Genomic DNA, 25,443 nt, shown 5'->3' on the forward strand with positions numbered 1-25,443 from the left:
TCTTCGTTAGGCTACTTGCCTCCCGTTGAATTTAAAAAACACTTACCCCTTAATTTTTTTGTTTGAAAATGTGTTGCCATTCCAAAATGATAGAGGCGGGCACTGTCTAATCTTTTGGCGAGGATCAGTGTAACAATTTTATTAAATTTACAAAACTAGGTGAAATAACACCTAGTTCTATATGGTAACTAAATTTTAAAGATGTTTTTTTATCTGCTCAAACCATCCATTTACTTCATCATAAACATTCAACTCTTCGAATAATTCCTTTTTCATCTTTTTAGATAATTGAGTTGCAAATACTTCTTTAATTTTACTAGCACTCTCATTTTTAATTGCCTGATTTCCTGCTTCTTTTTCAGATTTTAAAAATGCAGAAAGCTCCTCAGGAATATTTTTATTTGACCATGAGTTTTTCCAATCGGGAGTTGAATTAACAAACCGATCTTCTATCGGATAAAATTCTTTATATAAAGATGGATGTATATAGTTTTCAATTTCCAACATTTGTGTTTGTACAGCCCAACAATTTGGCTTAGAATTGACTTGTTCAACTGCTTGAGCATATTTGGCTACATCCCTATCATAGATATGAACTTCAGGGAGATTTAACTTTCTAAGATAATTTTTATTAACCCAATAGATCAATGTCCCCCCCCCTAGAGACAAAGACATTATCTTCGGATCAGAGTTAATATCTATACCAAAGTTGTTACAAATATTATCAAAAAATTCTACGTCTGTTGGTCCTTCAAGACATAAGATAACTTTAAGGTTTGTGCTAGTTTCAACAGGTATATTGGGAAGAATACCTAACGTTGTAGCAACTTCAGTCAAATCAACATTATCTTCTATTTGAATGTTAATTTTTCCATTCTTCTTAAATAGAAAAATAATGTTATTTATTGGGCACAGGCTTGCTAATGATGGACTATGAGTCGTTACTATAACTTGAGTTCTTTCATTTTTGGGTAAATCCATTAATGCATGAAAAAGTTTTACTTGCCATTCAGGATGCTGAGAAGTTTCAGGTTCTTCAATAGCATAAATAGTATTGCGGTTCCCTGATGTTTTTCTCTCTGCTTCAGCTCTAAAATAATTCAACAGGATAAGCCTTCTTACACCACTTCCCCTTTTATTGACTGGAATCCCATCATCACAGCTAAATGAGAATGAAAAAAGAGTATCCCATGCTTTATTTGTCATTTCTGGTTTCAATACATTAGCAATTTCAGGGCTCATTTCTTTTAACTTATCTAGGGTTTCATTACCTATCTGAATTGCTTTATTAATGATTTTCTCTTTAACTTGATTCAATTCACTTTCAAGCTCAGCAATAGCTGTTTTAGTAATAGTTTTTAATGGGGTCTGTACTTCTTTATCAGAATCTCTATTTTCTCGATCTGATTGAAATAAGAAAAATAAAGGCAGATCATTTTGTAATGCTGTCCAAATTTTCTTTCCATCTTCTTTATTTATGTCAATTTCCGTTTCTTCTAGAGTTAAATGAGGAGTTGCACAATATATTGCTTGTCTTATTTCTGAACTTTTATTCTTATTTATAGAGTCAAGATCAATTACATCAGCATATTTCTCAGATAATAATTTTCTTAAATCTGTTATTTTTAAATTCACTAAAGGTGTAGTAAAATTATTTGGATAGTTTGATATAATTGTCGTTTTTAAGCTAGATAATTTTTCATTATTACAATCCCAAGTTTTTTTTATGGTTAAATAGCCATTTTGATCCAAAAGGTATTCATTTTTAATATTTGTTGGTATTGTATCAATAGTATAAGTCGTATTACTTGGTATAAATGAAATTTGAATAGACATTGTCTTGTTTTCACTAAAAACATTAAGATCATTTATATCAACCTTTACTACATCATTGTTAAAAAATATTTCCATTGCCTCAAGAATAGTTGATTTTCCAATATCGTTTTTTCCAATAATTAGATTAAAATCATTAGCAAATTTTATGGTAACATCTTCATATCCACGGAAATTTAATAATTTTAATTGTGCTATTTTCATAATATATTATATCCCTTATTTATAAATTTTCATGTAGTAAAGCCTAAAACTTATTATGTAATGAAATGAAAAATTGGAATGACAACATGTTTTCAAACAATAAACTAACGTCAGTATATAATATATTAATTTGGGAAAATAGGTCATAATCAAGGAATTTTTTTTGATAAATCACACTGATCAATTGATTTAAAAATTAAAAATAAAAAAATATAGTTTTAACTAATCAATATTCACAAGGAATAACCAATGAAAAAATATTATTTTTAGTCCCATTAGCTGCTTTTTTATTTGCCTGTAGTGAGGATTTTAAAACGGTGAAATACTGAAAACAGCATCAAGATGAACTTAAAGTATTTTTGAAAAAATGCCGTAATGGTGAAATAGATAAAAATTCACAAGCATGTGAAAATGCAAGATCTGTGGCAAAGACCCCATCCCAAATTTTGTGTATTTACCCGTTAAAGGTGACGGTGAGCTCGGTCACCAAATTCTATCTAAATCGACTCATCGCACTTTTCCAATTTTTAATCGGCATTGTCCATTTTTTAGATGCTTGTTGTATCGCTATGTCCAAGATGTTCGATCATTTCAGCATTTAAGGCCGTTTCGATCACCAGTTTATTCATAATAACCGGTTAATTTACCTAAATCTTCTTGGTTTTTTATTCCTTTGGCAAGCTCGGCTGCCATTTCTCTTAGTCTTTTTTCGTCCATTTGTATTTACATCTTTTTTACTCAATAGAGTAGTTTAAAAATGAGCAAATACACAAATTTATTTATAGGATCAATCAAAATATTAATATAAAATTTTTGCAAAAAATACTTATTGTTTAGAAGAATAACATAGAAATGATATTCTTTTATAACATCAACTCCATCCCCCGATACCGCAAATCTGGTTTTTTAATCCACACTTGAGCATCAATAATTGCCAATTCTTGGGCCTCTTTTTGTTTGGTGATCTCCAGTACGTGATTAGCGGCATTGGCGGCTAATTCAAATGCCATTAATTGGGATTGTCCATTAATTAGATGCGCAGTGAACAAGCTACAAATTAAATCACCCACACCTAATGGACGATGTGGAAAGTCATATAATGGGCGGGCAAGATGATAGTTTTGGGTTGGCGTAGCTAACACCATTTCAAATAGGTCGGTTGTTTTGCCAGCGTGCACCAAATTTTTTACTAATATAGCCTTAATAGACTGTTTTTGTAGTTTTTTTATTGCATTTAGTACATCGTTAAATGTTTTAATTTCGATATCAGAAAGTATTTGTAATTCTAATAAATTTGGTGTGATATAGTCGGCTTGTTTAACCGCTTGTTTAGTGAAGAAATCAATAATACTTTGTGGCAGGGAACTTCCTTTATTGATGTCGCCCCCCATAACCGGATCGCAAACATAAATCACATTAGGATTATAAAATTTAATCTTTTTTACAGCTTCAAGGATTTCTTCACCTTGTTCGGCAAGTCCAATATAGCCCGAAATAATGGCGTCAATGGATGACAATACGCCAATTTTTTCTAAACTATTGACAATTCGAGTGATTTGTTGAGCGCCCAGTACAATGCCGTCATAATGTGGGTAAACCGTATTACTCGATAACTGAACGGTGTGAATTGGCATCACTTCAACACCTTGCAATTGCATCGCCAGCGTCGCCACTTTATTACCGGCATAACCATAAACAACATTAGACTGAATTGATAAAACTGTTTTCATATATAAGCCTTATTATTCATCATAATAACGATATTTGCTTAACAAGTAGATGCAGATAATGGATATAAGTGCTAAACCGCAATAAAATAAGGCTAATGGTATCCAAAAAGTTTTGTAAGTATAAATAATATATGCCCCAATCATTGGAATTAGGCTACCAAAAATAGCGGCGCAACCTTGATAGCTCATAGATAACCCTGTGTAACGTATTCTGGTAGGAAAAACTCGACTTAAATAGCCCGCTATTACGCCATAAAAGCCACTATAGCAAATTACATTGAGAGAAATACCAATAATAAAACTATTTTTTGTACCTAACTGAATGATTGGGAACAATAAAAATACCGATCCCATTGCTAAGCTTGCCGAAAAAATTAAAAAGCGCGTTGCCGAGTATTTTTCTGAAAAATAAGTGATAAAAGGTTGCACAACAAAATGCACAATAGCAATCCAAAATAGCGCATCAACAATTATCTTTTTTTCAATACCCAGTGCAATAGTGGTATAACCAATCATTAATGTATTAGAAAAAATTCCACTAAATGACAACACATTAGCGCCAATGCCTAAAATTAATAACGGTGTTGCTTTTTTAAAAACATCAATAATCGGTGCTGATTCTTGCTTTAAGTTTGCTTGCTTTTCGCATGATTCGATAAAAACAGGTGACTCGGTTAAGGTAACTCTAGCAATAATACCAATAATTAATAAAATAGAACTAGCTAAAAATGGAATACGCCAATAGCCACTATCAATAAGCTCAGCTATAGGTAAACGGATAATATAAGAAAAGACCAATAATGCTAAAATATTACCCGCCGGACTTCCCCATTGAGCAAAGGAGGAAAAGAAATTTTTCAACCCTTTAGGGGCATGTTCATTAGTCATAAGCACAGCACCGCCCCATTCACCACCAACCGCAATCCCTTGCAAGATGCGTAATGTAACCAATAAAATTGGCGATACAATTCCTGCTTGTTGATAAGAGGGTAATAAACCAACACAGGTGGTGGCACACCCCATCAAAACCAACGTAGTAATTAACGATTTTTTACGCCCCAAACGATCACCAATATGGCCAAATAGTAACGCTCCTAAAGGACGTGATAAAAATCCTACCGCAAAGGTGGCAAAAGAGCCTAAGATTTGCACAAATTGATTATCATCAGGAAAAAAAAGCTGACCAAATATTAATACTGATGCCAAAGCATAAATATAAAAATCATACCACTCAATGGTCGTACCAATAAAAGCGGCAAAAGCGACTTTCTTAGCAGATGAATTGGACATAAGCCATCCCAGCATTATCGCGGTTGTAAGTTAATAATAAGTACGAAATTAGCACAAAACCATTAATATGACAATTTGTTATCTTCTAAGAAAAGAAAAATGCAATGGGTAGGTTTATTATAGGATTTGGTGACAGAATTAACTGTCACTTTTAGGTGAAAAATACACAAAATTATTTACAGAGTCAACTTTAATGCTATCGCTTGATTAACTGTATTTCATATAGCCACATCACGCGCTTTCTTTTATAATATTGTTCTATTTTTTCCCTATTTTTGGCTTAAAAAGAGTAATTTTTATGAAAATTTTAGCTGGCTGCTCTGCATTATCTCCATTTCGTATTAGTAAAATCTTATCTACTTGCTGTGAAAAATCCATCCCTGTTATTAATATTGAAGCCCAATATCTACATTTTGTTGATTTGGCAGGCGAATTAACGGCTGAACAAACGTTAACGTTAGATAAATTATTACAATACGGTCCAAAAACTGCACAAATCAATGTCGATCAAACAGCTAGCAAACAACTCTTTTTAGTGACACCAAGAGCGGGAACAATTTCGCCTTGGTCGTCAAAAGCGACTGATATTGCGCATAATTGTGGCTTGTCACAGGTTCGCCGTATTGAGCGAGGCATTGCTTATTATGTGCAAGTGAGTTCGGTATTAACCGATTTGCAAAAAAATGAGTTTTTATCCTTAATTCACGATCGCATGATGGAAACGGTTTTTAGCAATCTTGAGCAAGCTGAGCTGTTGTTTCATATTGATTCTCCTGCGCCTGTGACCAGCATTGATTTATTAGGAGAAGGGCGCAAGGCATTACAAGATGCTAACCTTAAATTAGGTTTGGCATTGGCGCCTGATGAGATCGATTATTTAGTTGAAAATTTTCAAAAGCTAAAACGTAATCCAACCGATGTTGAGCTTTATATGTTTGCGCAAGCCAATTCTGAGCATTGTCGCCATAAGATTTTTAATGCCGATTGGATTATTGACGGTAAAAAGCAACCTAAATCGTTATTTAAGATGATTAAAAATACCTTTGAACATACGCCTGATTATGTTTCGTCTGCTTATAAGGATAATGCCGCGGTGATGGATGGTTCAATCGTTGGGCGCTTTTTTGCCGATAGTGAGGATAAAACCTACAGCTATCATCAAGAATATGCTGATATTTTAATGAAAGTTGAGACACATAATCACCCAACAGCAATATCGCCTTGGCCTGGAGCGGCAACGGGGAGCGGTGGTGAAATTCGTGATGAGGGCGCAACAGGGCGTGGTGCTAAACCCAAAGCTGGTTTAGTCGGGTTTTCGGTTTCTAATTTGCGAATCCCTCATTTTGAACAACCTTGGGAGCAAGATTTTGGTAAGCCTGATCGCATTGTGAGCGCCTTTGATATTATGATGGATGGCCCTTTAGGTGGTGCGGCGTTTAATAATGAATTTGGTCGCCCAGCTTTGTTAGGGTATTTTCGTACTTATGAAGAAAAGGTTAATAGCCATAATGGCGAGGAGCTTCGAGGTTATCATAAACCGATTATGTTAGCTGGTGGTATGGGCAATATTCGCCGTGAACATATTCAAAAAGGTGAGTTTCCTGCTGGCTCTAAGCTGATTGTGTTAGGTGGCCCTGCAATGAATATTGGTTTAGGCGGTGGGGCGGCTTCGTCTATGGCATCGGGTCAGTCTGATGCCGATTTGGATTTTGCTTCTGTTCAGCGTGATAACCCTGAAATGGAGCGCCGTTGTCAGGAAGTTATTGATCGTTGTTGGCAACTTGGTGAAGATAATCCTATCTTATTTATTCATGATGTTGGTGCAGGCGGTTTGTCTAATGCGATGCCTGAGCTTGTTAGCGATGGTGGCTGTGGTGGGCAATTTGAGTTACGAAAAATACTCAACGATGAACCAGGAATGTCGCCGCTAGAAATTTGGTGTAACGAATCACAAGAACGTTATGTGCTTGCCATCCACCCCGATAAATTGGCGCTATTTGATGCGCTTTGCCAGCGTGAGCGTGCACCTTATGCGGTGATTGGTGAGGCAACCGCCAATAAAGCGGTTACCTTGCATGATGAGCATTTTAATAATAATCCTATCGATCTGCCATTAGATGTGCTACTTGGTAAAACGCCTAAAATGCAACGTGATGTTAAAACCCACCAAGCGCACGGTGATAGTTTTTCAACCTCTGATATTAATTTATATGATGCGGTCAAACGTGTTCTACATTTGCCAACCGTTGCCGAAAAGACCTTTTTAATTACCATTGGCGATCGTTCAGTGACGGGTATGGTTGCTCGTGATCAAATGGTCGGACCTTGGCAAGTACCGGTTGCTGATTGTGCTGTGACTACTGCAAGTTTGGATAGTTATTATGGTGAGGCTATGTCAATCGGTGAGCGTGCGCCAGTTGCGTTACTTAATTTTGCTGCATCAGCAAGGCTTGCAGTTGGCGAGGCAATTACTAATATTGCCGCAACCAATATTGGTAATATCAAACGGATTAAGCTTTCAGCTAACTGGATGGCGGCGGCAGGACATCCGGGCGAAGATGCTGGTCTTTACCAAGCTGTTAAAGCTATTGGTGAAGAGCTATGCCCAGCTTTAGGGCTTGCGATTCCTGTTGGTAAAGATTCGATGTCGATGAAAACGACATGGCAACAAGATGGTGAGCAACAAACCATGACTTCACCATTATCATTGGTGATTTCGGCATTTGCCCGTGTTGAAGATGTGCGTAAAACAGTGACACCACAATTGCGTACTGATCAGGATAATACATTATTGCTGGTTGATTTATCGAAAGGGCATCAAGCACTAGGTGCCACCGCACTAGCCCAAGTGTATCGTCATTTAGGGCAAAAAACCGCAGATGTCCATGATCCTAAAGAACTGCTTGCTTTTTATAATGCGATTCAGGCTTTAGTAAGCCAAAATGCGTTGCTTGCTTATCATGATCGTTCTGATGGTGGGCTGTTTGTGACATTAGCCGAAATGGCTTTTGCTGGGCACTGTGGAATTGATGTTGATATTTCTCAATTAGGCCATGATGTGATTGCTTCGCTATTTAATGAAGAATTAGGCGCGGTTATTCAAGTAGCTAATAACCGTTTAGATGATGTGATGGCATGCTTTAAGCAGTTTGGCTTATCTCATGGGGTTCATGTGCTTGGTTGTGCTAAGACTGGTCAGCAATTTATTGTGCGTAACCAATCAGCGATTGTTTATAGCGAATCACGCTTAACCTTAAGAACATGGTGGGCACAAACAACATGGCAAATGCAGCGTTTACGTGATAATCCAGAATGTGCTGATCAAGAACATCAAGCTAAACAAAATGACGATGATCCAGGATTAAATGTGCACTTAACTTTTGATCTGCAAGCCGATATTGCTGCGCCTTATATTGCCAAAGGTACAAAACCTAAAGTGGCCGTTTTGCGTGAACAAGGTGTTAACTCGCATGTCGAGATGGCAGCAGCATTTGATAGAGCAGGTTTTCAAGCCATTGATGTACATATGACGGATCTGCTTTCTGGGCGTATTACGCTTGAGCCATTTAGTACACTGGTTGCTTGTGGTGGTTTTTCTTATGGTGATGTGTTAGGAGCAGGTGAAGGTTGGGCAAAATCGATTTTATTTAATGAACAAGTGCGTGATGAATTTGAAAGATTCTTCCATCGTAAAGATACGTTATCGTTAGGGGTTTGTAACGGTTGTCAAATGATGTCTAACCTGAAGGATCTGATTCCAGGTGCCGATTTGTGGCCACGATTTGTACGTAATTTGTCAGAACGTTTTGAAGCTCGCTTTAGTTTAGTGCAAATCCAACCAAGTCCATCTTTGCTGTTTACTGATATGGTGGATTCACATATGCCAATTGCGGTTTCACATGGGGAAGGGCGTGTTGAAGTTGTTGATGATGCCCATCTAAGCAATTTAGAAACCTCGGGATTAGTTGCTGTTCGTTATATTGACCATTTTGGTAAAGTAACACAGCAATATCCTGCTAACCCAAATGGTTCGCCAAATGGTATTACAGCAGTGACATCTCAAGATGGGCGAGCAACTATTATGATGCCTCATCCTGAGCGTGTATTTAGAACGGTAAGTAATTCATGGCATCCTGATAATTGGGGAGAAGATAGCCCATGGATGCGAATGTTCCGTAATGCTCGTAAGCTGTTAGGTTAATTAAAAAAAATCGCCGATATTTTGTCGGCGATTTTGTTATCAGTTTTTATGCTATTTAAGCTTTAGCTGATTGTTGCTTTCTTTGGGTAAGCGGTTTTGCTAATTGGCTATTCATTTTTTGTAGCAATTGTTCGGTTGTTTCCCAATTGATACAAGCATCTGTCACTGATACGCCATATTTGAAGTTTTCTGGTGGTTGTTCAGACGATTGATTACCTTCAAATAAATTACTTTCAATCATCACTCCAATAATCGAATTATTACCTTTTTCGATTTGCTCAATAATTGAGTCAGCAACAATCGGTTGATTGCGATAATCTTTATTGGAGTTTGCGTGGCTACAGTCAATCATTAAGTTAGGTAATAATCCTGCTTTTTGCATTTGCTCTTCACATAATGATACGCTTTGTGCATCATAGTTAGGCGTTTTTCCACCACGTAAAATAACATGCCCGTGTGGGTTGCCTAAGGTTTGTAAAACGGTCACTTGTCCTTGTTGGTTGATGCCCACAAAGCGATGCGCCATTGATGCTGATTTCATGGCGTTAATAGCAACATCTAAACTGCCATCGGTGCCATTTTTAAAGCCGACAGGCATTGATAGCCCTGATGCCATTTCTCTATGTGTTTGCGATTCAGTGGTTCTTGCGCCAATGGCTGCCCAACTGATTAAATCACCAATATATTGTGGCGTGTTTGGATCCAATGCTTCTGTTGCAATTGGTAAACCAATTTTAGTGATATCAAGTAATAATTTGCGTGCTTTTTTAAGTCCGTGTTCAATGTCAAATGAACTATCCATATGAGGGTCGTTAATCATGCCTTTCCAGCCTACAGTTGTGCGTGGTTTTTCAAAGTAGACTCGCATAACAATAAATAGGTGGTCTTTGACTTCGTCTGATAGTTTTTTTAATTTATGCGCATATTCAATTGCCGCAATAGGATCGTGAATAGAGCAAGGACCGCAAACAATTAGTAAACGGTGATCTCGACGTTCTAAAATATCGACAATAGTTTGTCTTGATGAGGCAATTTGGTTTTCAAGATCACGAGATAACGGATAAAGTTTTTTTATCTCTTCAGGGGTAATTAGCATGTGTTCATCTCTAATTCGAACATTATTTAGTGTATCTTTTAACATTTTTGCTTTCCTTGTTAAAATCATTTTATTATTTTATATGTAAAATATTAATTACATAAACGCATATAATGTAAACACAAAATTACATAATAGTAAATTAAATTTTCAATTATTAACCAGAATTTATTAGGGATGTTTTTGTTTTGTGGTTTTAGTAAATTTATATTTACATTTTAATCGTGTAGAACTTTATGTGTTGATTTAATCTGATAATAATGATTAAGCTAGGTTACCCTAGCTTAATAACAAGAAAGTGATTTATTGATGCCTAGTATACTAAGAATTATGGTGAATATTAAACGTTAGCAATCGACTCTAATACGATACTTTTATCAATGCCATCCATCACCTCAACATGCCCAATTTTAGTTGGCACAACAAGTCTTAGCTGTCCAGATAGTACTTTTTTATCTCGTAACATGTGGGGAAGGTAAGATTCAATCGGCATTTGTGTTGGTTTATTAACAGGTAGCTTAGCGCGTATTAACAAGTTTTTAATTCGATCAATGTCTGTTTGTGTTAGTTTGCCAAGTAATTTGGCAGTTTGAGCCGCCATTAGCATTCCTACACTGACAGCTTCGCCATGTAGCCAGTTTCCATAGCCTAACTCTGCTTCTATGGCATGACCATAAGTGTGGCCAAGATTTAAAATGGCACGCATGTTTTGTTCTGTTTCGTCAGCTGCAACCACTTTTGCTTTTAGTTCGCAACAGTGATAAATACAGTAACTAAGCGCAGTATTATCTAAGTTGAGTAAATCTTCAATATGCTGTTCTAACCAATTAAAAAATTCAGCGTCTAAAATAATGCCATATTTTATGACTTCGGCAAGACCTGCTGATAGCTCTCTTTGTGGTAGAGTTTTTAAGCAGTTGAGATCAATAACCACCGCTTGTGGTTGGTAAAAAGCACCTATCATATTTTTACCAAGCGGATGATTAATTGCTGTTTTACCGCCAACCGATGAATCAACTTGGGAAAGCAGTGTGGTTGGTACTTGAATAAATTTAATTCCACGTTGGTAAGCCGAGGCTGCAAACCCAGTAACATCTCCGATGACACCTCCACCAAGCGCAATAAGGGTTGAGCTACGAGTATGGTTATTAGCAAGTAGAGCTGTAAGAATTGAGTTCCATGTTTCCATGGTTTTATACTGTTCACCATCAGGGACAATGACAGAATCTGTCTTTATACCATGCTTTTCAAACATATCAATCACTGTTTGCAAATAAAGTGGAGCGATCGTTTCATTTGTTGCAATGAGTACGCGTTGGCCTGCTTGAAGTTTAAAATGTTCGAGTTCAGTAAGGAGATTTTCACCAATTGTGATCGGATAACTGCGTTTGGCTAACGCTACATTTAATATTTTTTGCATATTAATTTCCAGACAATTCCAAGCTGATTTATTGTTGCATGTTAGCGATAAAACAGTGGCAGTGCAACTTAGAATCATTTAAACTTATCAACAATTTTGATTTGTGATATTAAATTTTATATGTCTATTGTTTTAGCACAAAAAAACTGGCGCTTGGGCGATATAGAAGGGAATGCTCAACAAATAATTGAAGTGACTCGCCATCATTATTCATCCGATGATCTTATTATTTTTTCTGAACTTGCTTTGTGTGGTTATCCTCCTGAAGATTTAGTTTATCGATCTGATTTTAAAGATCGTTGTCAAAAAGCACTTGCTTTAATTGAGCAAGCTAGCAAACATTGTGCGGTTATTGTTGGACATCCTCATTGGCAAGATGGGAAACTTTATAATGCCCTTTCATTTTTTTGTGATGGAAAATTGTTGGCTTGTTACCATAAACAGTTACTGCCTAATTATGATGTATTTGATGAGAAGCGTTATTTTACTGCAGGCAACCAAACGTGTGTTGTGAACTTTAAAGGACAAAAGATTGGTTTGTTAATTTGTGAAGATCTTTGGCAAAATCAACCAATTGATGATATTAAACATGCTCAAGCTGATTTTGTAGTTGCAATTAATGCTTCGCCTTATGATTATGAAAAACAGCAACAACGATATGATTTGATTAAACATCATGCCAAACGTACAGGTTTACCAATTATTTATGTCAATCAAGTTGGTGGGCAAGATGAGCTGGTGTTTGATGGTTGTTCTTTTGCTTGTAATGAACAAGGTGAGGTAATTTGCCAGCTTCAAGCATTTAAAGAAGATATGGCTATTTTAGATTTTTCAAAAGCGCATAATGTAATTCCCAAAAAAGCAGGATTTGAAGCAGATATTCTAGCCTCAGTTTATGATGCGTTAGTACTAGCAACGCGTGATTATATTACTAAAAATGGTTTTGAAGGTGCCGTTTTAGGGCTTTCTGGCGGGATTGATTCTGCTTTAACACTGGCAATTGCTGTCGATGCTTTAGGTAAAGATAAGGTACAAGCGGTGATGATGCCGTTTCGTTATACTGCTGATATTAGTATTGCTGATGCCAAAGGAGAAGCTGAAATATTAGGGGTTGAATTTGATATTGTTTCAATTGAGCCAATGTTTGATGCGTTTATGTCATCGTTAAGTTCAATGTTTGTTGGTACACCTAAAGATACGACCGAAGAAAACCTACAAGCACGCTGTCGTGGTGTTATTTTGATGGCGATATCAAATAAGCGTCGAAGATTGGTTCTTACCACTGGTAATAAAAGCGAGATGTCGGTCGGTTATGCAACGCTTTATGGCGATATGGCAGGTGGTTTTGATGTATTGAAGGATGTACCTAAAACCATGGTGTTTGCATTATCAAAATATCGAAATACGCGTTCTTATGTAATTCCTGAGCGTGTAATAACTCGCCCTCCTTCAGCAGAGCTAGCACCAGATCAAAAAGATGAAGACAGTTTACCACCTTATGATATTTTAGATGGAATTTTGAAAGGTTATGTTGAGCTAGATCTTTCCATTGAACAACTTGTTGCGCAAGGTTATGATGAAGCGACAATAAGGCGAGTTATTAAATTGGTTGATATTAATGAATATAAACGCCGTCAATCAGCAATAGGTCCTAAAATCACAGCTCGTAACTTTGGTAAAGGTCGACGATATCCTATTACTTCAGCTTTTGGATTTAAAAATTGGTAATCTTGAATTAAAGGAAACTAGATATGAAAAAAATTGAAGCAATCATCAAACCATTTAAATTAGATGATATTCGCGAAGCGCTTGCTGAACAAGGTATTACAGGTATGACTGTTACCGAAGTTAAAGGCTTTGGGCGCCAAAAAGGGCATACTGAGCTTTACCGAGGCGCTGAATATATGGTCGATTTTTTACCGAAAGTAAAAATCGAGCTTATTGTACCTGATGATATTTTAGAAATGTGCATTGAAACTATTATGAAAACGGCTCAAACAGGTAAAATCGGTGATGGTAAGATTTTTGTTTATAATGTTGAGCAAGTCATTCGTATTCGTACCGGTGAAATGGATGAATCGGCGATTTAAATTAATATTATTGGATGTCCGGTCGTTCTTGCTTTAGTAATGCTGGCGTTACAATACCTTGAATAGAACAAATAAGAAGATTCATATTTGGTCCCTTTTCAAGTAATAATAACTTTTCGGTAGTATCTGGTACAGGGATTGTTTTGACACCTACAACTGTATCGGTGTTTTTATACCAAGTTTGGAGATCATCATTAATATTACGAATCTTTGGATTTGCAATGTACAATAGATTATCTTCCATATTTTTCCACTCCACAAAATTTAAAGTCTCTTTGATTTGATTAATATCATTATCGATAATAAAACCCCAAAAATAATATTTCCCCATTTTGCCAAGATCTATTGCACTATCATAATAGCCAGTGATTGTTAGGTTTTTATAAGTTATGGGATGGGTAAAATAAACATAATTCTTGGCTATATCAGCACGATTTTCAACATAAATGTAAGCTTGGTTTTGGTCAATAAGTTTGATGTCGGTATGCTTTTCTAATTCTTCTTTATTGATATAAATATCTTTAAAAAAATTAGGAGAACATAGTACTAATGAGTCAATTAACGGTAATTTATCGGCCGATGTAACAAAAGGGTAATGCATAAGAAATAAAGCAATAATAATTTTTTTTATCATATTGATTCGATTTGACAAAAATTGAGTGTCATTAATTAGTTATTTCTGATTGTATAATTATTACGGCAGAATAACAACATTAAAGCCATTTTCTTTTTAAGAATTATTAGGTTTTATGTTTATATATGGAATACAGATCGCATATTTATGAATTTATTTAGAAATAATTTGAATATAGAGTAGCTATAATTTAGATTAACCAGTAAGTTATTTTGGTTAATTAATAAAGTTCAGATGGGAGTTAATTATGTGCCCAACATTTGCAAATCAAATTCTAACAGAGCTTTCTGAGCTCAAAGATATTTCAATTAAAACATTTTTTGGTGGGTTTAGCGTTAATAGTAAAGGTACAATGTTTGGTTGGATTACCCAAAAAGATTTTTATTTAAGAGGACATACTGATTATCGATCATTTTTTATTGATTTAGGTATGAAACCGTTAAGTATAACAACAGGTATAACAACCAAATTACTTGATTACTATAAAGTTGATGAAGAAATTTTTAAGGATAAAGAAAAATTATTAGCTATGGTAAAAATGGTGATTGAATATACTAAAAAAGAAAAACATGAAAAAAGTGAAACCGAATCAAAACGAATAAAAGCATTACCAAATATGACTTTGTCATTGGAAAGGCTATTATGTAGTGTTGGAATAAAAGATGTTGAAACTTTTGAAAAAACCGGATATTTACACGCATTTTATAAGATAAAAAAGAAAAAGAAAACAATTTCAATGAATATATTGTTTGTTTTATATAGTTCATTACATCGATTTCATGTAGCTACGTTATCTAAAGAAACTAAAAAAGAAATTGAACTTGAATATCAATGTTTTTTAAAAAGGATGAATAAAAATTTACATGAAGAATAATCTTAATATGTCATTTTAGTTAAAATCTATTTGTAACATTACAAAAAGTTATCTAAAAATAATTTGCAACAAAATATTATTAGATAACTTTTCATAATGATTTTAATTTTCTACTTACTATATCTAGTTTGAATATTTTCTACGAGGTGACCGCCTAAATGGTTTTGGACGAGGTAAATCAACCAGTAGCGCAGAAGGGTCATACTGGCTAACAGGAATAGCATGATCAATTGCTTTTTCAATCGCGGGTAAATTTTGCGAATAACGTTCGCAAGCTAGTGAAATCGAACAGCCATCTGCGCCAGCACGGCCTGTACGTCCAATTCGATGTCTATAGTCATCACAATCATCAGGTAGATCATAATTGAAAACGTGAGTAACATTAGGAATGTGTAATCCTCTCGCCGCGACATCGGTGGCAACTAAAATATCAAGGTTACCTTGTGTAAATTGTTCTAAAATGGATAAGCGTTTTTTCTGAGCTATATCGCCAGTTAATAATCCAACACGATGACCATCGGCAATAAGATGTCGCCAAATTTTTTCGCAGGTTACTTTGGTATTAGCAAATACTATGCAACGATCTGGCCATTCTTCCTCAATTAGTGTTTGCAAAAGCCCTAATTTATCTTCATTTGATGGGAAAAATAGCTCTTCTTTGATGCGATGACCAATTTTTTGTTCTGGTTCAACTTCAACATATTGAGGATTGTTCATATGTTCAAAGGCTAATTCACGCACATTATGTGTTAATGTTGCAGAAAACAACATAGTTAAGCGTTTTTGTGGTGGTGTCATATGTTTGAATACCCAGCGTATATCGCGAATAAATCCTAAATCAAACATGCGATCTGCTTCGTCTAATACCACAACTTGAATTGCATCTAAATTAATATAATTTTGTTTTGCATAATCAATCAACCTTCCTGTCGTTGCAATTAAAATGTCGACACCTGTTGATAGCATTTTTAATTGTTTATCATAACCATCACCACCAAAAGCTAACCCTAATTTTAAACCTGTTTCTTCAGATAAAGCTTCTGCATCATGATAAATTTGTACAACTAACTCACGTGTTGGTGCAATAATGATTGCTCGCGGTTGGTTTGTCTTATGATCTGACAATGGTTCATGGTTCAACAAATAATTAAAAGTTGAGGCCAAAAATGCAATGGTTTTGCCTGTTCCTGTCTGCCCTTGCCCTGCTATATCAATCCCTTTGGTTGTTAATGGTAATGTTTTTTCTTGAATAGGGGTACAATAAGTAAACCCTTTTTTTTCAATAGCTTTTAATACCAAAGGATGAAGAGGAAACTGGTTAAAAGTTGTTTTAGTAAGATATGATTGAATCATTGCGGTTGTGAATATAATTACCAGAATTGTGACATTATAACACACTAAATACCGTCACATCACTAATAATTATACCCTATTATACTAATTACTAGTAGAGTTATACAAAGTAATCTATTATTAAATACAAGTTAAAGTATGTCGGAGAATAAAATGAGTAATAATATCGTTCAATTATCGGAAGATACATTTGAAAAAACAATTAGTGAATCAATAAAACCTGTACTTGTTGATTTTTGGGCTCCATGGTGTGGGCCTTGTAAAATGGTTGCTCCGATTTTAGAAGAAATAGCGCAAGAATATAGTGATAAAATTATTATTGCTAAATTGAACATTGAAGAAAATTCCAATGTAGCGCCTAAATTTGGTATTCGAGGCATTCCGACTTTATTAATTTTTAAAAACGGAAAAGTTGTTGCAACTCAAGTGGGTGCTCTATCTAAGGCTCAACTTAAAAATTTTATTGATCCTCAATTATAATAAATACCTTATATTCAATAAGTATAGTTAAGAGAGTGGTGAGTTATTCATTGCTCTTTTCCTTCTATGTTTGCTTTATTTATTAGTTTAAAGGAGCTAGTTTAATTAAATATAGACATATTAATGTTTTTAGTGTAAATTGCTAGCCTCTTACAAATATTCCTTTCTAAAATTCATTGTTTTTATTGGTAAAGTGATAAAATTCTATATTCAGATCTTCAATTATCATAAAAAGCTTAGTAATCGATTGAATTTATGTGCTGTAAGGAAAGGAGATTTTTATAAGTAAATGAAACAAATAGACAAAAAGAATATTAATTGCAAACATATCAATTTTATCCTCAAGAATTTTTAAAATTATGAATTTAACTGAATTAAAAAACACTTCTGTCTCTGAGCTTGTGACGCTTGGTGAAAAACGAATGGGGCTTGAAAATCTTGCCCGCCTTAGAAAACAAGACATTATTTTTGCAATTTTGAAGCAACATGCCAAAAGTGGTGAAGATATTTTTGGTGATGGTGTGCTGGAAATATTGCAAGATGGATTTGGCTTTTTACGTTCAGCCGATAGCTCTTATTTAGCTGGGCCTGATGATATTTATGTATCACCAAGCCAGATTCGACGATTTAATTTAAGGACTGGTGATACCATTGCTGGTAAAATTCGCCCACCAAAAGAAGGCGAGCGTTACTTTGCTTTGTTAAAAGTAAATGAAGTTAATCACGATAAGCCTGAAGATGCTCGCAATAAGATCCTTTTTGAAAACTTAACTCCACTCCATCCAAATTCTCGTTTACGAATGGAACGAGGTAACGGCTCAACAGAAGATATCACCGCAAGAGTACTTGATTTAGCATCGCCAATTGGTAAAGGTCAACGTGGTTTGATTGTTGCACCGCCAAAAGCAGGTAAAACGATGCTTTTGCAAAATATTGCACAAAGTTTGGCAGTTAATCATCCTGAATGTGAATTAGTGGTATTAATGATTGATGAGCGCCCAGAAGAAGTGACCGAAATGCAACGTCTAGTTAAAGGCGAAGTGGTTGCGTCAACATTTGATGAGCCAGCAGCAAGACATGTGCAAGTTGCTGAAATGGTGATTGAGCGAGCAAAACGTTTGGTTGAACATAAAAAAGATGTCATTATTTTATTAGATTCAATTACACGTTTGGCGCGTGCTTATAACACGGTTGTTCCTTCATCGGGTAAAGTATTAACTGGTGGTGTGGATGCAAATGCGTTGCATCGACCAAAACGCTTTTTTGGTGCCGCTCGTAACGTTGAAGAAGGTGGTAGTTTAACTATTATTGCAACTGCCTTGATTGATACTGGCTCAAAAATGGACGAAGTTATCTACGAAGAGTTTAAAGGTACGGGTAATATGGAAGTTCATTTATCGCGTAAAATTGCTGAACGTCGAGTGTTTCCTGCTATTGACTTTAACCGCTCAGGTACGCGTAAAGAAGATTTAATGACTTCACCTGATGAACTACAAAAAATGTGGATTCTGCGTAAAATTCTTAACCCTATGGGTGAGACTGATGCAATGGAATTTTTAATCGACAAACTTGCCATGACTAAAACCAATGATGAGTTTTTCGAAATGATGAAACGTTCATAATTTACACCATGGATAGTAAATATTATTAAGGTAATGAAAAAAAGCCGTTTTATATTCTGATACGGCTTTTTTTATGGCAAAATATAGCGTAATTAAGTTTTAGATATCGTTAAAAACCTTGTTGTGGTTAAGGTTGTAAAGGTTTATGAAGGAGCCAAATCATGTCAAAACAACAAATCGGTGTTATTGGAATGGCAGTTATGGGGCGAAATCTTGCGCTCAATATTGAAAGTCGTGGATTTTCTGTTGCTATATATAATCGCTCTAAAGATAAAACTGAACAAGTCATGGCTGAACATTCTGATAAACAATTGGTTCCTTACTTTACGATTGAAGATTTTGTTAATTCTTTAGAAAAGCCTCGCCGTATCCTTATTATGGTGCAAGCGGGTAAAGGTACTGATGCGGTAATTGATGAGCTGCGCCCACTTTTAGATAAAGGCGATATTATTATTGATGGCGGTAATGCTTATTTTGAAGATACCATCCGCCGTAATAAAATGCTTTCAGATGAAGGCTTTAATTTTATTGGCACTGGCGTTTCTGGTGGTGAAGAAGGTGCACTTAAAGGGCCTTCAATTATGCCTGGAGGACAAAAAGAGGCTTATGAATTAGTTGCTCCTATATTAGAAAAAATAGCTGCTAAAGCTAACAGTGAACCTTGTGTCGCTTATATTGGTCCAAATGGTGCTGGTCATTATGTAAAAATGGCACACAATGGTATTGAATATGGTGATATGCAGTTAATTGCAGAAAGTTACTCAGTGTTAAAACATATTGTTAATTTGACTAATGATGAACTTGCTGATGTTTTTGCTGATTGGAATAACGGTGAACTAAATAGTTATTTAATTGAAATCACAGCTGATATTTTTAAACATAAAGATGAGCATGGTAATTATCTAGTTGATGTGATTTTAGATGCTGCAGGTAATAAAGGCACTGGAAAATGGACCAGTCAAAGTGCTTTAGATTTGGGTGAGCCTTTGTCATTAATTACGGAGTCTGTATTTGCTCGTTATTTATCAGCAATTAAAGAGCAGCGAGTTGCTGCATCAAAAGTGTTGAATGGCCCTAAAAAAGCACCTTATAGTGGTGATAAGAAGGAACTGATAGAAAAAGTCCGTAAAGCGCTTTATATGGGGAAAATTATTTCTTATGCTCAAGGTTTTGCACAATTAAAAGCTGCATCTGATAAGTATCAATGGGATTTAAATTATGGTGAAATAGCTAAAATTTTTAGAGCAGGCTGTATCATTCGTGCGCAATTCTTACAAAAAATTACTGATGCTTATACTGAAAATAATGAGATCGATAACTTATTGTTAGCACCTTATTTCAATAAAACTGTCGAAACTTATCAACAATCATTACGCGATATAGTGTCTTTAGCGGTGCAACAAGGTATTGCTGTTCCAACACTTTCAGCGGCGATTGCTTATTACGATAGCTATCGCTCAGCAGTATTACCAGCTAATTTAATTCAAGCACAGCGGGATTATTTTGGTGCACACACATATCAACGTATTGATAAAGAGGGCGTGTTCCATACAGATTGGTTAAATATTGAATCATAGATTATTCAATTAATAACTTTATAGATAGACAAAAGTGCAAGCAAGCTTTGCTCCTTTGTTTATCTATTGTCTTAGTAAATTTATTTATTCTTTCTCTTTTCATACCTTAATATGCCATAAATACATATCATTATTAGCTTTAAATTTGTCAAGTTATTTTATTTATTAAAAATCCTAGAAAAGCACTATATATAGTGTATAATTCGCGATTATTTACTATATATAGTAATTTCTAAACAATTTAGAAATTTAGGTTTATATCATAAAAATCAAAAATTAAATGAATCTTTTTACCGGTATAAATTTATACTAATTATTAATGAATATTCAGGAGTGTGTATGCCCATAGTAATTAAACGAGATGGTTGCCAAACTGCATTTAACGAGGCTAGAATCAAAGATGCAATTGTCAAAGCTGCTGTGGCTGCAAATGTCCATGATCCCGATTATTGCGCAACGGTTGCTCGTGTCGTTACTAACCAAATGATTGAGCGCGAACATGTGGATATCAACGAAATTCAAAATGCGGTTGAGAATCAATTAATGTCAGGACCTTATAAAAAATTAGCAAGAACTTATATTGAATATCGCCATGATCGTGATCGTGCTCGTGAACAAGGTAGCCGATTAAATCAAGATATTCGAGGACTAATTGAGCAAAGCAACGTTGCCATTTTAAATGAAAATGCCAATAAAGATAGTAAAGTAATACCTACTCAACGTGATTTATTAGCAGGTATTGTGGCAAGACATTATGCTAAACAGTATTTATTACCTAAAGATATTTCACGTGCTCACGATTGTGGTGAGATCCATTATCATGACTTAGATTATGCGCCATTTTTTCCGATGTTTAACTGTATGTTAATTGATTTAGACGGAATGCTAACTAACGGTTTTAAAATGGGCAATGCTGAAATTGAACCTCCAAAATCAATTGCAACCGCAACTGCGGTAACTGCACAAATTATAGCGCAAGTGGCTAGCCATATTTATGGTGGCACGACCATTAATCGTATCGATGAGGTTTTAGCAAAGTTTGTTACTATTAGTTATAACAAACACAAACAAGTGGCTGAAGAATGGAATATCCCAAATCCAGAAGCTTATGCTGAAAGTCGCACTCAAAAAGAGTGTTATGATGCATTTCAATCTCTTGAATATGAAGTAAACACTTTACACACAGCTAATGGACAAACTCCATTCGTTACTTTTGGTTTTGGTTTAGGGACTAGTTGGGAATCACGCTTAATTCAAGAGTCTATTTTAAAAGTTCGTATCAAAGGATTAGGTAAAAATCATAAAACAGCAGTTTTTCCAAAACTTGTTTTTGCCATTAAAGATGGTATTAACCATAAACAGGGCGATATTAATTATGATATTAAAAAACTTGCACTTGAGTGTGCAAGTAAACGGATGTACCCAGATATTTTAAATTACGATAAAGTTGTTGAAGTGACGGGTTCATTTAAAACGCCAATGGGTTGTCGAAGCTTTTTAGGTGTTTACGAAGAGGATGGACAACTAATTCACGATGGTCGTAATAATTTAGGTGTAATTAGTCTAAATTTGCCTCGTATAGCCATTGAAGCTAAAGGCGATGAAACACGATTTTGGGCGATTTTAGATAAACGATTAGAACTTTGTAAAAAAGCATTGATGACGCGTATTGCTAGACTTGATGGCGTAAAAGCAAGAGTGGCACCAATTTTATATATGGAAGGTGCTTGTGGTGTAAGGCTTAACGAAGATGACAAAGTTTCTGAAATTTTCAAAAATGGGCGAGCTTCAATTTCTTTAGGTTATATTGGTCTTCATGAAACATTAAATGCACTTTACGGAAATCAAACGCATCCATTTGATAGTAGCGAACTACGTGAAAAAGGCATAGCCATTGTTAATCGTTTACGTAAAGCTGTAGATCAATGGAAAGAAGAGACTGGTTACGGTTTTAGCCTATATAGTACACCAAGCGAAAACTTATGTGATCGTTTTTGTCGACTTGATACGGCAGAGTTTGGCGTAATTACTGGTGTTACAGACAAAGGTTATTATACTAACAGTTTCCATCTTGATGTTGAGAAAAAGGTTAATCCGTACGAAAAAATCGAATTTGAAAAACCTTACCCTCAAGTTGCTAATGGTGGTTTCATCTGTTATGGCGAATATCCAAATATGATTAACAATATCAAAGCATTAGAAGATGTTTGGGATTATAGTTATTCACGAGTTCCTTATTATGGGACTAATACGCCAATAGATGAATGTTATGAATGTGGTTATACCGGTGAATTTTCTTGTACCAGCAAAGGCTTTGTTTGCCCAAGTTGTGGTAATCATGATTCTTCAAAAGTATCGGTTACTCGCCGTGTTTGTGGATATTTAGGTAGTCCTGATGCCCGCCCATTCAATGCAGGTAAACAAGAAGAAGTAAAACGTCGAGTTAAACATTTAAATAATGGTCAAATTGGTTAATAATCAATAAATATTTATGAATTATCATCGTTATTATTCAGTTGATGTTGTAAATGGTGAGGGGACTCGATGTACCCTTTTTGTTGCAGGTTGTGTTCATCAATGCCGTGGTTGCTATAATAAAAGTACATGGCCCCTCGATTCTGGATTGCCTTTTACACAATCCCTTGAGGATCAAATCATTAAAGATTTACAAGATTCCGAAATAAAGCGTCAAGGATTATCGCTTTCTGGCGGTGATCCGTTGCATCCTAAAAATATACTAGCGATATTAAAACTGGTTCAACGCGTTAAATCTGAGTGTGATAACAAAGATATTTGGCTTTGGACTGGGTATAAACTAGATGAATTAACCAAGGAGCAGCAAGCCGTTATGCCTTATATTGATGTGTTAATTGATGGTAAATTTGTGCAAGAACTTGCTGATCCAAGGCTTTTGTGGCGAGGAAGCAGCAATCAGGTTATTTATCGTTTTAAATAAGAACCATCAAGTTATTTTTGCAACTTATGTAAATTTAAAAGATAAGAAATTGCTTCACGGTAATTAATCTCAAGATTTTCACTACTGGATGATGTTATGTGTAAATCAGTAATTTTACCGTTATGAATGCCATACACCCAACCATGTAAATTCACTTTTTGACCTCGTTGCCATGCGGATTGAATAATTGTGGAGTGACCAAGGTTGTAAACTTGCTCAATTACATTAAGCTCACATAAAACATCTAAACGGATATCAGGAGGAAATTCCCCTAGCAACGAGCTGTTTCGAAACCAAAGATCACGAATATGCAGTAACCAGTTATTAATTAACCCTAAATCAGGGTTTTCAACCGCATCACGAATTCCACCACAACCTAGATGACCACAAACAATAATATCTTCAATTTTAAGTACATCCACAGCATATTGAACGACTGATAAACAATTTAAATCAGTATGTATTACAAGATTGCCAACATTACGATGTACAAACAATTCACCAGGCTTTAACTTAATAAGTTTTTCTGCAGAAACACGGCTATCCGAACAGCCGATCCATAAAAATTTCGGGTTTTGTTCAACGGCAAGTTGCTTAAAAAATTCAGGATCTTCTTGCTCTATTTTTTCTGACCATTCGTGGTTAAAACGAATCAAATCGTTTACATCAAACATAATTTATATTTCCTTTTATATTTCATTATTTTTATTGAAGTGAGGTTGTCATTTTGAAAACCATTATAGTTTCACTCAATTCTTTTAATATGTTGGACTTTACTTTTCATAAGTAATTTTCGCCATAATGGTGTAGTCAATATTTTTGCTTTAACAATTTTACTATAAAGTTTTAAACGTAATGGGATGGTTTTTTTATAGTAACGCTTATTAGGGTTTGGTTTACCACTATTTAAGATTTTACTTAAAATTTCAGCACTATCTAGCGCATAGCTTATCCCTTCTAAAGAACTTGCACTAATAAAACCAGCAGCTTCGCCAATCAGAAAAATATTTTCATTACCAGTATAAAAATCCCGGAATCGATTTGGATAAACGACTAAACATTTTTCTGTTTTTATAAGTTCTCCAAAAATAAAACCTTGAGTTGATAATTTTTCTTTTAATTTTTCAAAATTTTGATTGGCGACTTTTTTGGGGAAGGCACCACCAAAGATGAAATAACCATCTTTTGAAATACTCCAAGCGTAGCAATTTGTGGATTTATTATCGAATATACACGAATAAAATGGTTCTGTATGTTGTTCTGTAAACCATTGTTGTATCGCTACATATTGCCTTATTGTATGATTAGGGTATCGCATTCGTCTGACAAGAGAATTAGCACCATCAGCACCAACGACGTATTGTGTTGTGATATTGTGTTCTGTCTTATTTTTATCAATATAGGTTATTTGATAACCATCAATAATACGCCTGACTTCTTTACAAAGGGTATTATGCAAGACGGTGACTGTTGATGGTATCAATGATTTTAACCAAAGATCAAATTTATGCCGATCAAAATTTACATAACTTCGTTGATAATTACGAAAAATTTGGGTTTGTAAATCTATCGTTTTAACACTAAAAATTTGTGGATCTGTTAAGATAGCTTTCGGTAAATTTAATTTTTGTCTAATAAAAGCTTTTTGTGCATCATTCGCTAATAATCCACCACAAGGTTTATGAAAACCCTCATTGCCTACTTCGTGTTTTGTATCTAATGCAATGACTTTAAAAGAAGGGCTAAGTAAACGAGCTAGTGTACTACCAGCAGGTCCAAGACCTATGATTGCAATATCGTAATCCATGTTATTGTATTGTTGCTTTATCACTTTTAAAAAGTGTTCTATGTTAGCAAATTATATTAAGTGTGGCTATTAGATATGTGAGGTTATCTATGCATAGCAATTTATAAAGATAGCTTATGTGTAGAAAAACACCGAGTTGTTTACACTTCATAATTAAACTAATGTAAATACCCCATTTTTAGCACAAAACTCACATAGAAAATTACGCTGCCTGTTTTTGTGTTTTAAATTCAATCGGCGTCATATTATTTAGTGCCTCATGCGGTCTTTCGGTAT

18 protein-coding genes are annotated in these 25,443 nt (G+C 35.0%); 9 read left to right on the forward strand and 9 right to left on the reverse strand.

Annotated elements, in window-relative coordinates; all coding sequences use genetic code 11:
• Positions 1-195: 195 nt before the first annotated feature.
• The 3 genes from GQ590_RS10555 to GQ590_RS10565 all read right to left on the reverse strand — a co-directional run bounded on the left by GQ590_RS10555 (position 196) and on the right by GQ590_RS10565 (position 5,057).
• Positions 196-2,037 carry an ATP-binding protein gene (locus tag GQ590_RS10555; RefSeq protein ID WP_160408908.1) on the reverse strand — a complete coding sequence of 614 codons (1,842 nt, stop codon included), beginning with the start codon at positions 2,035-2,037 and terminating at the stop codon, positions 196-198.
• 863 nt (positions 2,038-2,900) lie between these two features.
• Positions 2,901-3,767, reverse strand: a complete 867-nt coding sequence (gene pdxY / locus GQ590_RS10560) for a pyridoxal kinase PdxY (RefSeq protein WP_160408910.1) — start codon at positions 3,765-3,767, stop codon at positions 2,901-2,903.
• A 12-nt stretch (positions 3,768-3,779) separates the two neighbouring features.
• Positions 3,780-5,057 (reverse strand): MFS transporter, encoded by a 1,278-nt coding sequence (locus tag GQ590_RS10565; RefSeq protein WP_160408912.1) that lies wholly within the window; start codon positions 5,055-5,057, stop codon positions 3,780-3,782.
• Positions 5,058-5,355: 298 nt separating this feature from the next.
• On the opposite strand from GQ590_RS10565, the gene purL reads away from it, so the two are divergent.
• Positions 5,356-9,258, forward strand: a complete 3,903-nt coding sequence (gene purL / locus GQ590_RS10570; RefSeq protein WP_160408914.1) for a phosphoribosylformylglycinamidine synthase — start codon at positions 5,356-5,358, stop codon at positions 9,256-9,258.
• A 55-nt stretch (positions 9,259-9,313) separates the two neighbouring features.
• Here purL and GQ590_RS10575 read toward each other — a convergent pair whose 3' ends face one another.
• Together GQ590_RS10575 and aroB are read right to left on the reverse strand one after the other, a co-directional pair.
• Positions 9,314-10,399, reverse strand: a complete 1,086-nt coding sequence (locus GQ590_RS10575) for a 3-deoxy-7-phosphoheptulonate synthase (protein ID WP_160408916.1) — start codon at positions 10,397-10,399, stop codon at positions 9,314-9,316.
• Positions 10,400-10,694: 295 nt separating this feature from the next.
• Positions 10,695-11,774 (reverse strand): 3-dehydroquinate synthase, encoded by a 1,080-nt coding sequence (gene aroB / locus GQ590_RS10580; protein WP_160408918.1) that lies wholly within the window; start codon positions 11,772-11,774, stop codon positions 10,695-10,697.
• A gap of 108 nt (positions 11,775-11,882) precedes the next feature.
• On the opposite strand from aroB, the gene GQ590_RS10585 reads away from it, so the two are divergent.
• Together GQ590_RS10585 and glnB are read left to right on the forward strand one after the other, a co-directional pair.
• Positions 11,883-13,502, forward strand: a complete 1,620-nt coding sequence (locus GQ590_RS10585) for an NAD+ synthase (protein ID WP_160408937.1) — start codon at positions 11,883-11,885, stop codon at positions 13,500-13,502.
• Between the two features lie 23 nt (positions 13,503-13,525).
• Entirely contained in the window at positions 13,526-13,864 is a 339-nt protein-coding gene (gene glnB / locus GQ590_RS10590) for a nitrogen regulatory protein P-II (RefSeq protein ID WP_160400767.1), read from the forward strand.
• A gap of 7 nt (positions 13,865-13,871) precedes the next feature.
• Here glnB and GQ590_RS10595 read toward each other — a convergent pair whose 3' ends face one another.
• The gene (locus tag GQ590_RS10595) at positions 13,872-14,498 is read right to left on the reverse strand and encodes a hypothetical protein (RefSeq protein ID WP_160408920.1); all 627 of its coding nucleotides are present in this window, start codon (positions 14,496-14,498) and stop codon (positions 13,872-13,874) included.
• Between the two features lie 247 nt (positions 14,499-14,745).
• Here GQ590_RS10595 and GQ590_RS10600 point away from each other — a divergent pair, with 247 nt between their 5' ends.
• Positions 14,746-15,372 carry a TfoX/Sxy family protein gene (locus GQ590_RS10600; RefSeq protein WP_160408923.1) on the forward strand — a complete coding sequence of 209 codons (627 nt, stop codon included), beginning with the start codon at positions 14,746-14,748 and terminating at the stop codon, positions 15,370-15,372.
• Positions 15,373-15,495: 123 nt separating this feature from the next.
• Here GQ590_RS10600 and rhlB read toward each other — a convergent pair whose 3' ends face one another.
• Positions 15,496-16,725, reverse strand: a complete 1,230-nt coding sequence (rhlB, locus tag GQ590_RS10605) for an ATP-dependent RNA helicase RhlB (RefSeq protein WP_160408925.1) — start codon at positions 16,723-16,725, stop codon at positions 15,496-15,498.
• A gap of 153 nt (positions 16,726-16,878) precedes the next feature.
• Between rhlB and trxA the strand changes: the two genes are divergently transcribed.
• From trxA to nrdG, 5 genes are all read left to right on the forward strand, one after another.
• Positions 16,879-17,205 (forward strand): thioredoxin TrxA, encoded by a 327-nt coding sequence (trxA, locus tag GQ590_RS10610; RefSeq protein WP_065636413.1) that lies wholly within the window; start codon positions 16,879-16,881, stop codon positions 17,203-17,205.
• 359 nt (positions 17,206-17,564) lie between these two features.
• Positions 17,565-18,827 (forward strand): transcription termination factor Rho, encoded by a 1,263-nt coding sequence (rho, locus tag GQ590_RS10615; protein WP_065636412.1) that lies wholly within the window; start codon positions 17,565-17,567, stop codon positions 18,825-18,827.
• A 161-nt stretch (positions 18,828-18,988) separates the two neighbouring features.
• The gene (gndA, locus tag GQ590_RS10620) at positions 18,989-20,404 is read left to right on the forward strand and encodes an NADP-dependent phosphogluconate dehydrogenase (RefSeq protein ID WP_160408927.1); all 1,416 of its coding nucleotides are present in this window, start codon (positions 18,989-18,991) and stop codon (positions 20,402-20,404) included.
• Between the two features lie 339 nt (positions 20,405-20,743).
• Complete coding sequence (gene nrdD / locus GQ590_RS10625) at positions 20,744-22,879, forward strand: anaerobic ribonucleoside-triphosphate reductase (RefSeq protein WP_160408929.1); 2,136 nt, start codon at positions 20,744-20,746, stop codon at positions 22,877-22,879.
• A gap of 16 nt (positions 22,880-22,895) precedes the next feature.
• Complete coding sequence (gene nrdG, locus GQ590_RS10630; RefSeq protein ID WP_160408931.1) at positions 22,896-23,360, forward strand: anaerobic ribonucleoside-triphosphate reductase-activating protein; 465 nt, start codon at positions 22,896-22,898, stop codon at positions 23,358-23,360.
• 11 nt (positions 23,361-23,371) lie between these two features.
• On the opposite strand, the gene can is transcribed toward nrdG, so the two are convergent.
• Both can and GQ590_RS10640 read right to left on the reverse strand, forming a co-directional pair.
• Complete coding sequence (gene can / locus GQ590_RS10635; protein ID WP_160408933.1) at positions 23,372-24,034, reverse strand: carbonate dehydratase; 663 nt, start codon at positions 24,032-24,034, stop codon at positions 23,372-23,374.
• Positions 24,035-24,105: 71 nt separating this feature from the next.
• Entirely contained in the window at positions 24,106-25,167 is a 1,062-nt protein-coding gene (locus GQ590_RS10640; RefSeq protein ID WP_160408935.1) for an FAD-binding protein, read from the reverse strand.
• Between the last annotated feature and the right edge of the window lie 276 nt (positions 25,168-25,443).

The organism is Gilliamella sp. Lep-s35 (assembly GCF_009795845.1).
Classification (GTDB): Bacteria; Pseudomonadota; Gammaproteobacteria; order Enterobacterales; family Orbaceae; genus Gilliamella.

Coding starts and splice junctions, on each gene's coding strand:
- GQ590_RS10600 (WP_160408923.1), top strand. CDS start 14,746: ATGTGCCCAACATTTGCAAATCAAATTCTAACAGAGCTTTCTGAGCTC.
- rho (WP_065636412.1), top strand. CDS start 17,565: ATGAATTTAACTGAATTAAAAAACACTTCTGTCTCTGAGCTTGTGACG.
- GQ590_RS10575 (WP_160408916.1), bottom strand. CDS start 10,399: ATGTTAAAAGATACACTAAATAATGTTCGAATTAGAGATGAACACATG.
- GQ590_RS10595 (WP_160408920.1), bottom strand. CDS start 14,498: ATGATAAAAAAAATTATTATTGCTTTATTTCTTATGCATTACCCTTTT.
- purL (WP_160408914.1), top strand. CDS start 5,356: ATGAAAATTTTAGCTGGCTGCTCTGCATTATCTCCATTTCGTATTAGT.
- trxA (WP_065636413.1), top strand. CDS start 16,879: ATGAGTAATAATATCGTTCAATTATCGGAAGATACATTTGAAAAAACA.
- pdxY (WP_160408910.1), bottom strand. CDS start 3,767: ATGAAAACAGTTTTATCAATTCAGTCTAATGTTGTTTATGGTTATGCC.
- rhlB (WP_160408925.1), bottom strand. CDS start 16,725: ATGATTCAATCATATCTTACTAAAACAACTTTTAACCAGTTTCCTCTT.
- GQ590_RS10565 (WP_160408912.1), bottom strand. CDS start 5,057: ATGTCCAATTCATCTGCTAAGAAAGTCGCTTTTGCCGCTTTTATTGGT.
- nrdD (WP_160408929.1), top strand. CDS start 20,744: ATGCCCATAGTAATTAAACGAGATGGTTGCCAAACTGCATTTAACGAG.
- gndA (WP_160408927.1), top strand. CDS start 18,989: ATGTCAAAACAACAAATCGGTGTTATTGGAATGGCAGTTATGGGGCGA.
- GQ590_RS10640 (WP_160408935.1), bottom strand. CDS start 25,167: ATGGATTACGATATTGCAATCATAGGTCTTGGACCTGCTGGTAGTACA.
- GQ590_RS10555 (WP_160408908.1), bottom strand. CDS start 2,037: ATGAAAATAGCACAATTAAAATTATTAAATTTCCGTGGATATGAAGAT.
- glnB (WP_160400767.1), top strand. CDS start 13,526: ATGAAAAAAATTGAAGCAATCATCAAACCATTTAAATTAGATGATATT.
- aroB (WP_160408918.1), bottom strand. CDS start 11,774: ATGCAAAAAATATTAAATGTAGCGTTAGCCAAACGCAGTTATCCGATC.
- can (WP_160408933.1), bottom strand. CDS start 24,034: ATGTTTGATGTAAACGATTTGATTCGTTTTAACCACGAATGGTCAGAA.
- nrdG (WP_160408931.1), top strand. CDS start 22,896: ATGAATTATCATCGTTATTATTCAGTTGATGTTGTAAATGGTGAGGGG.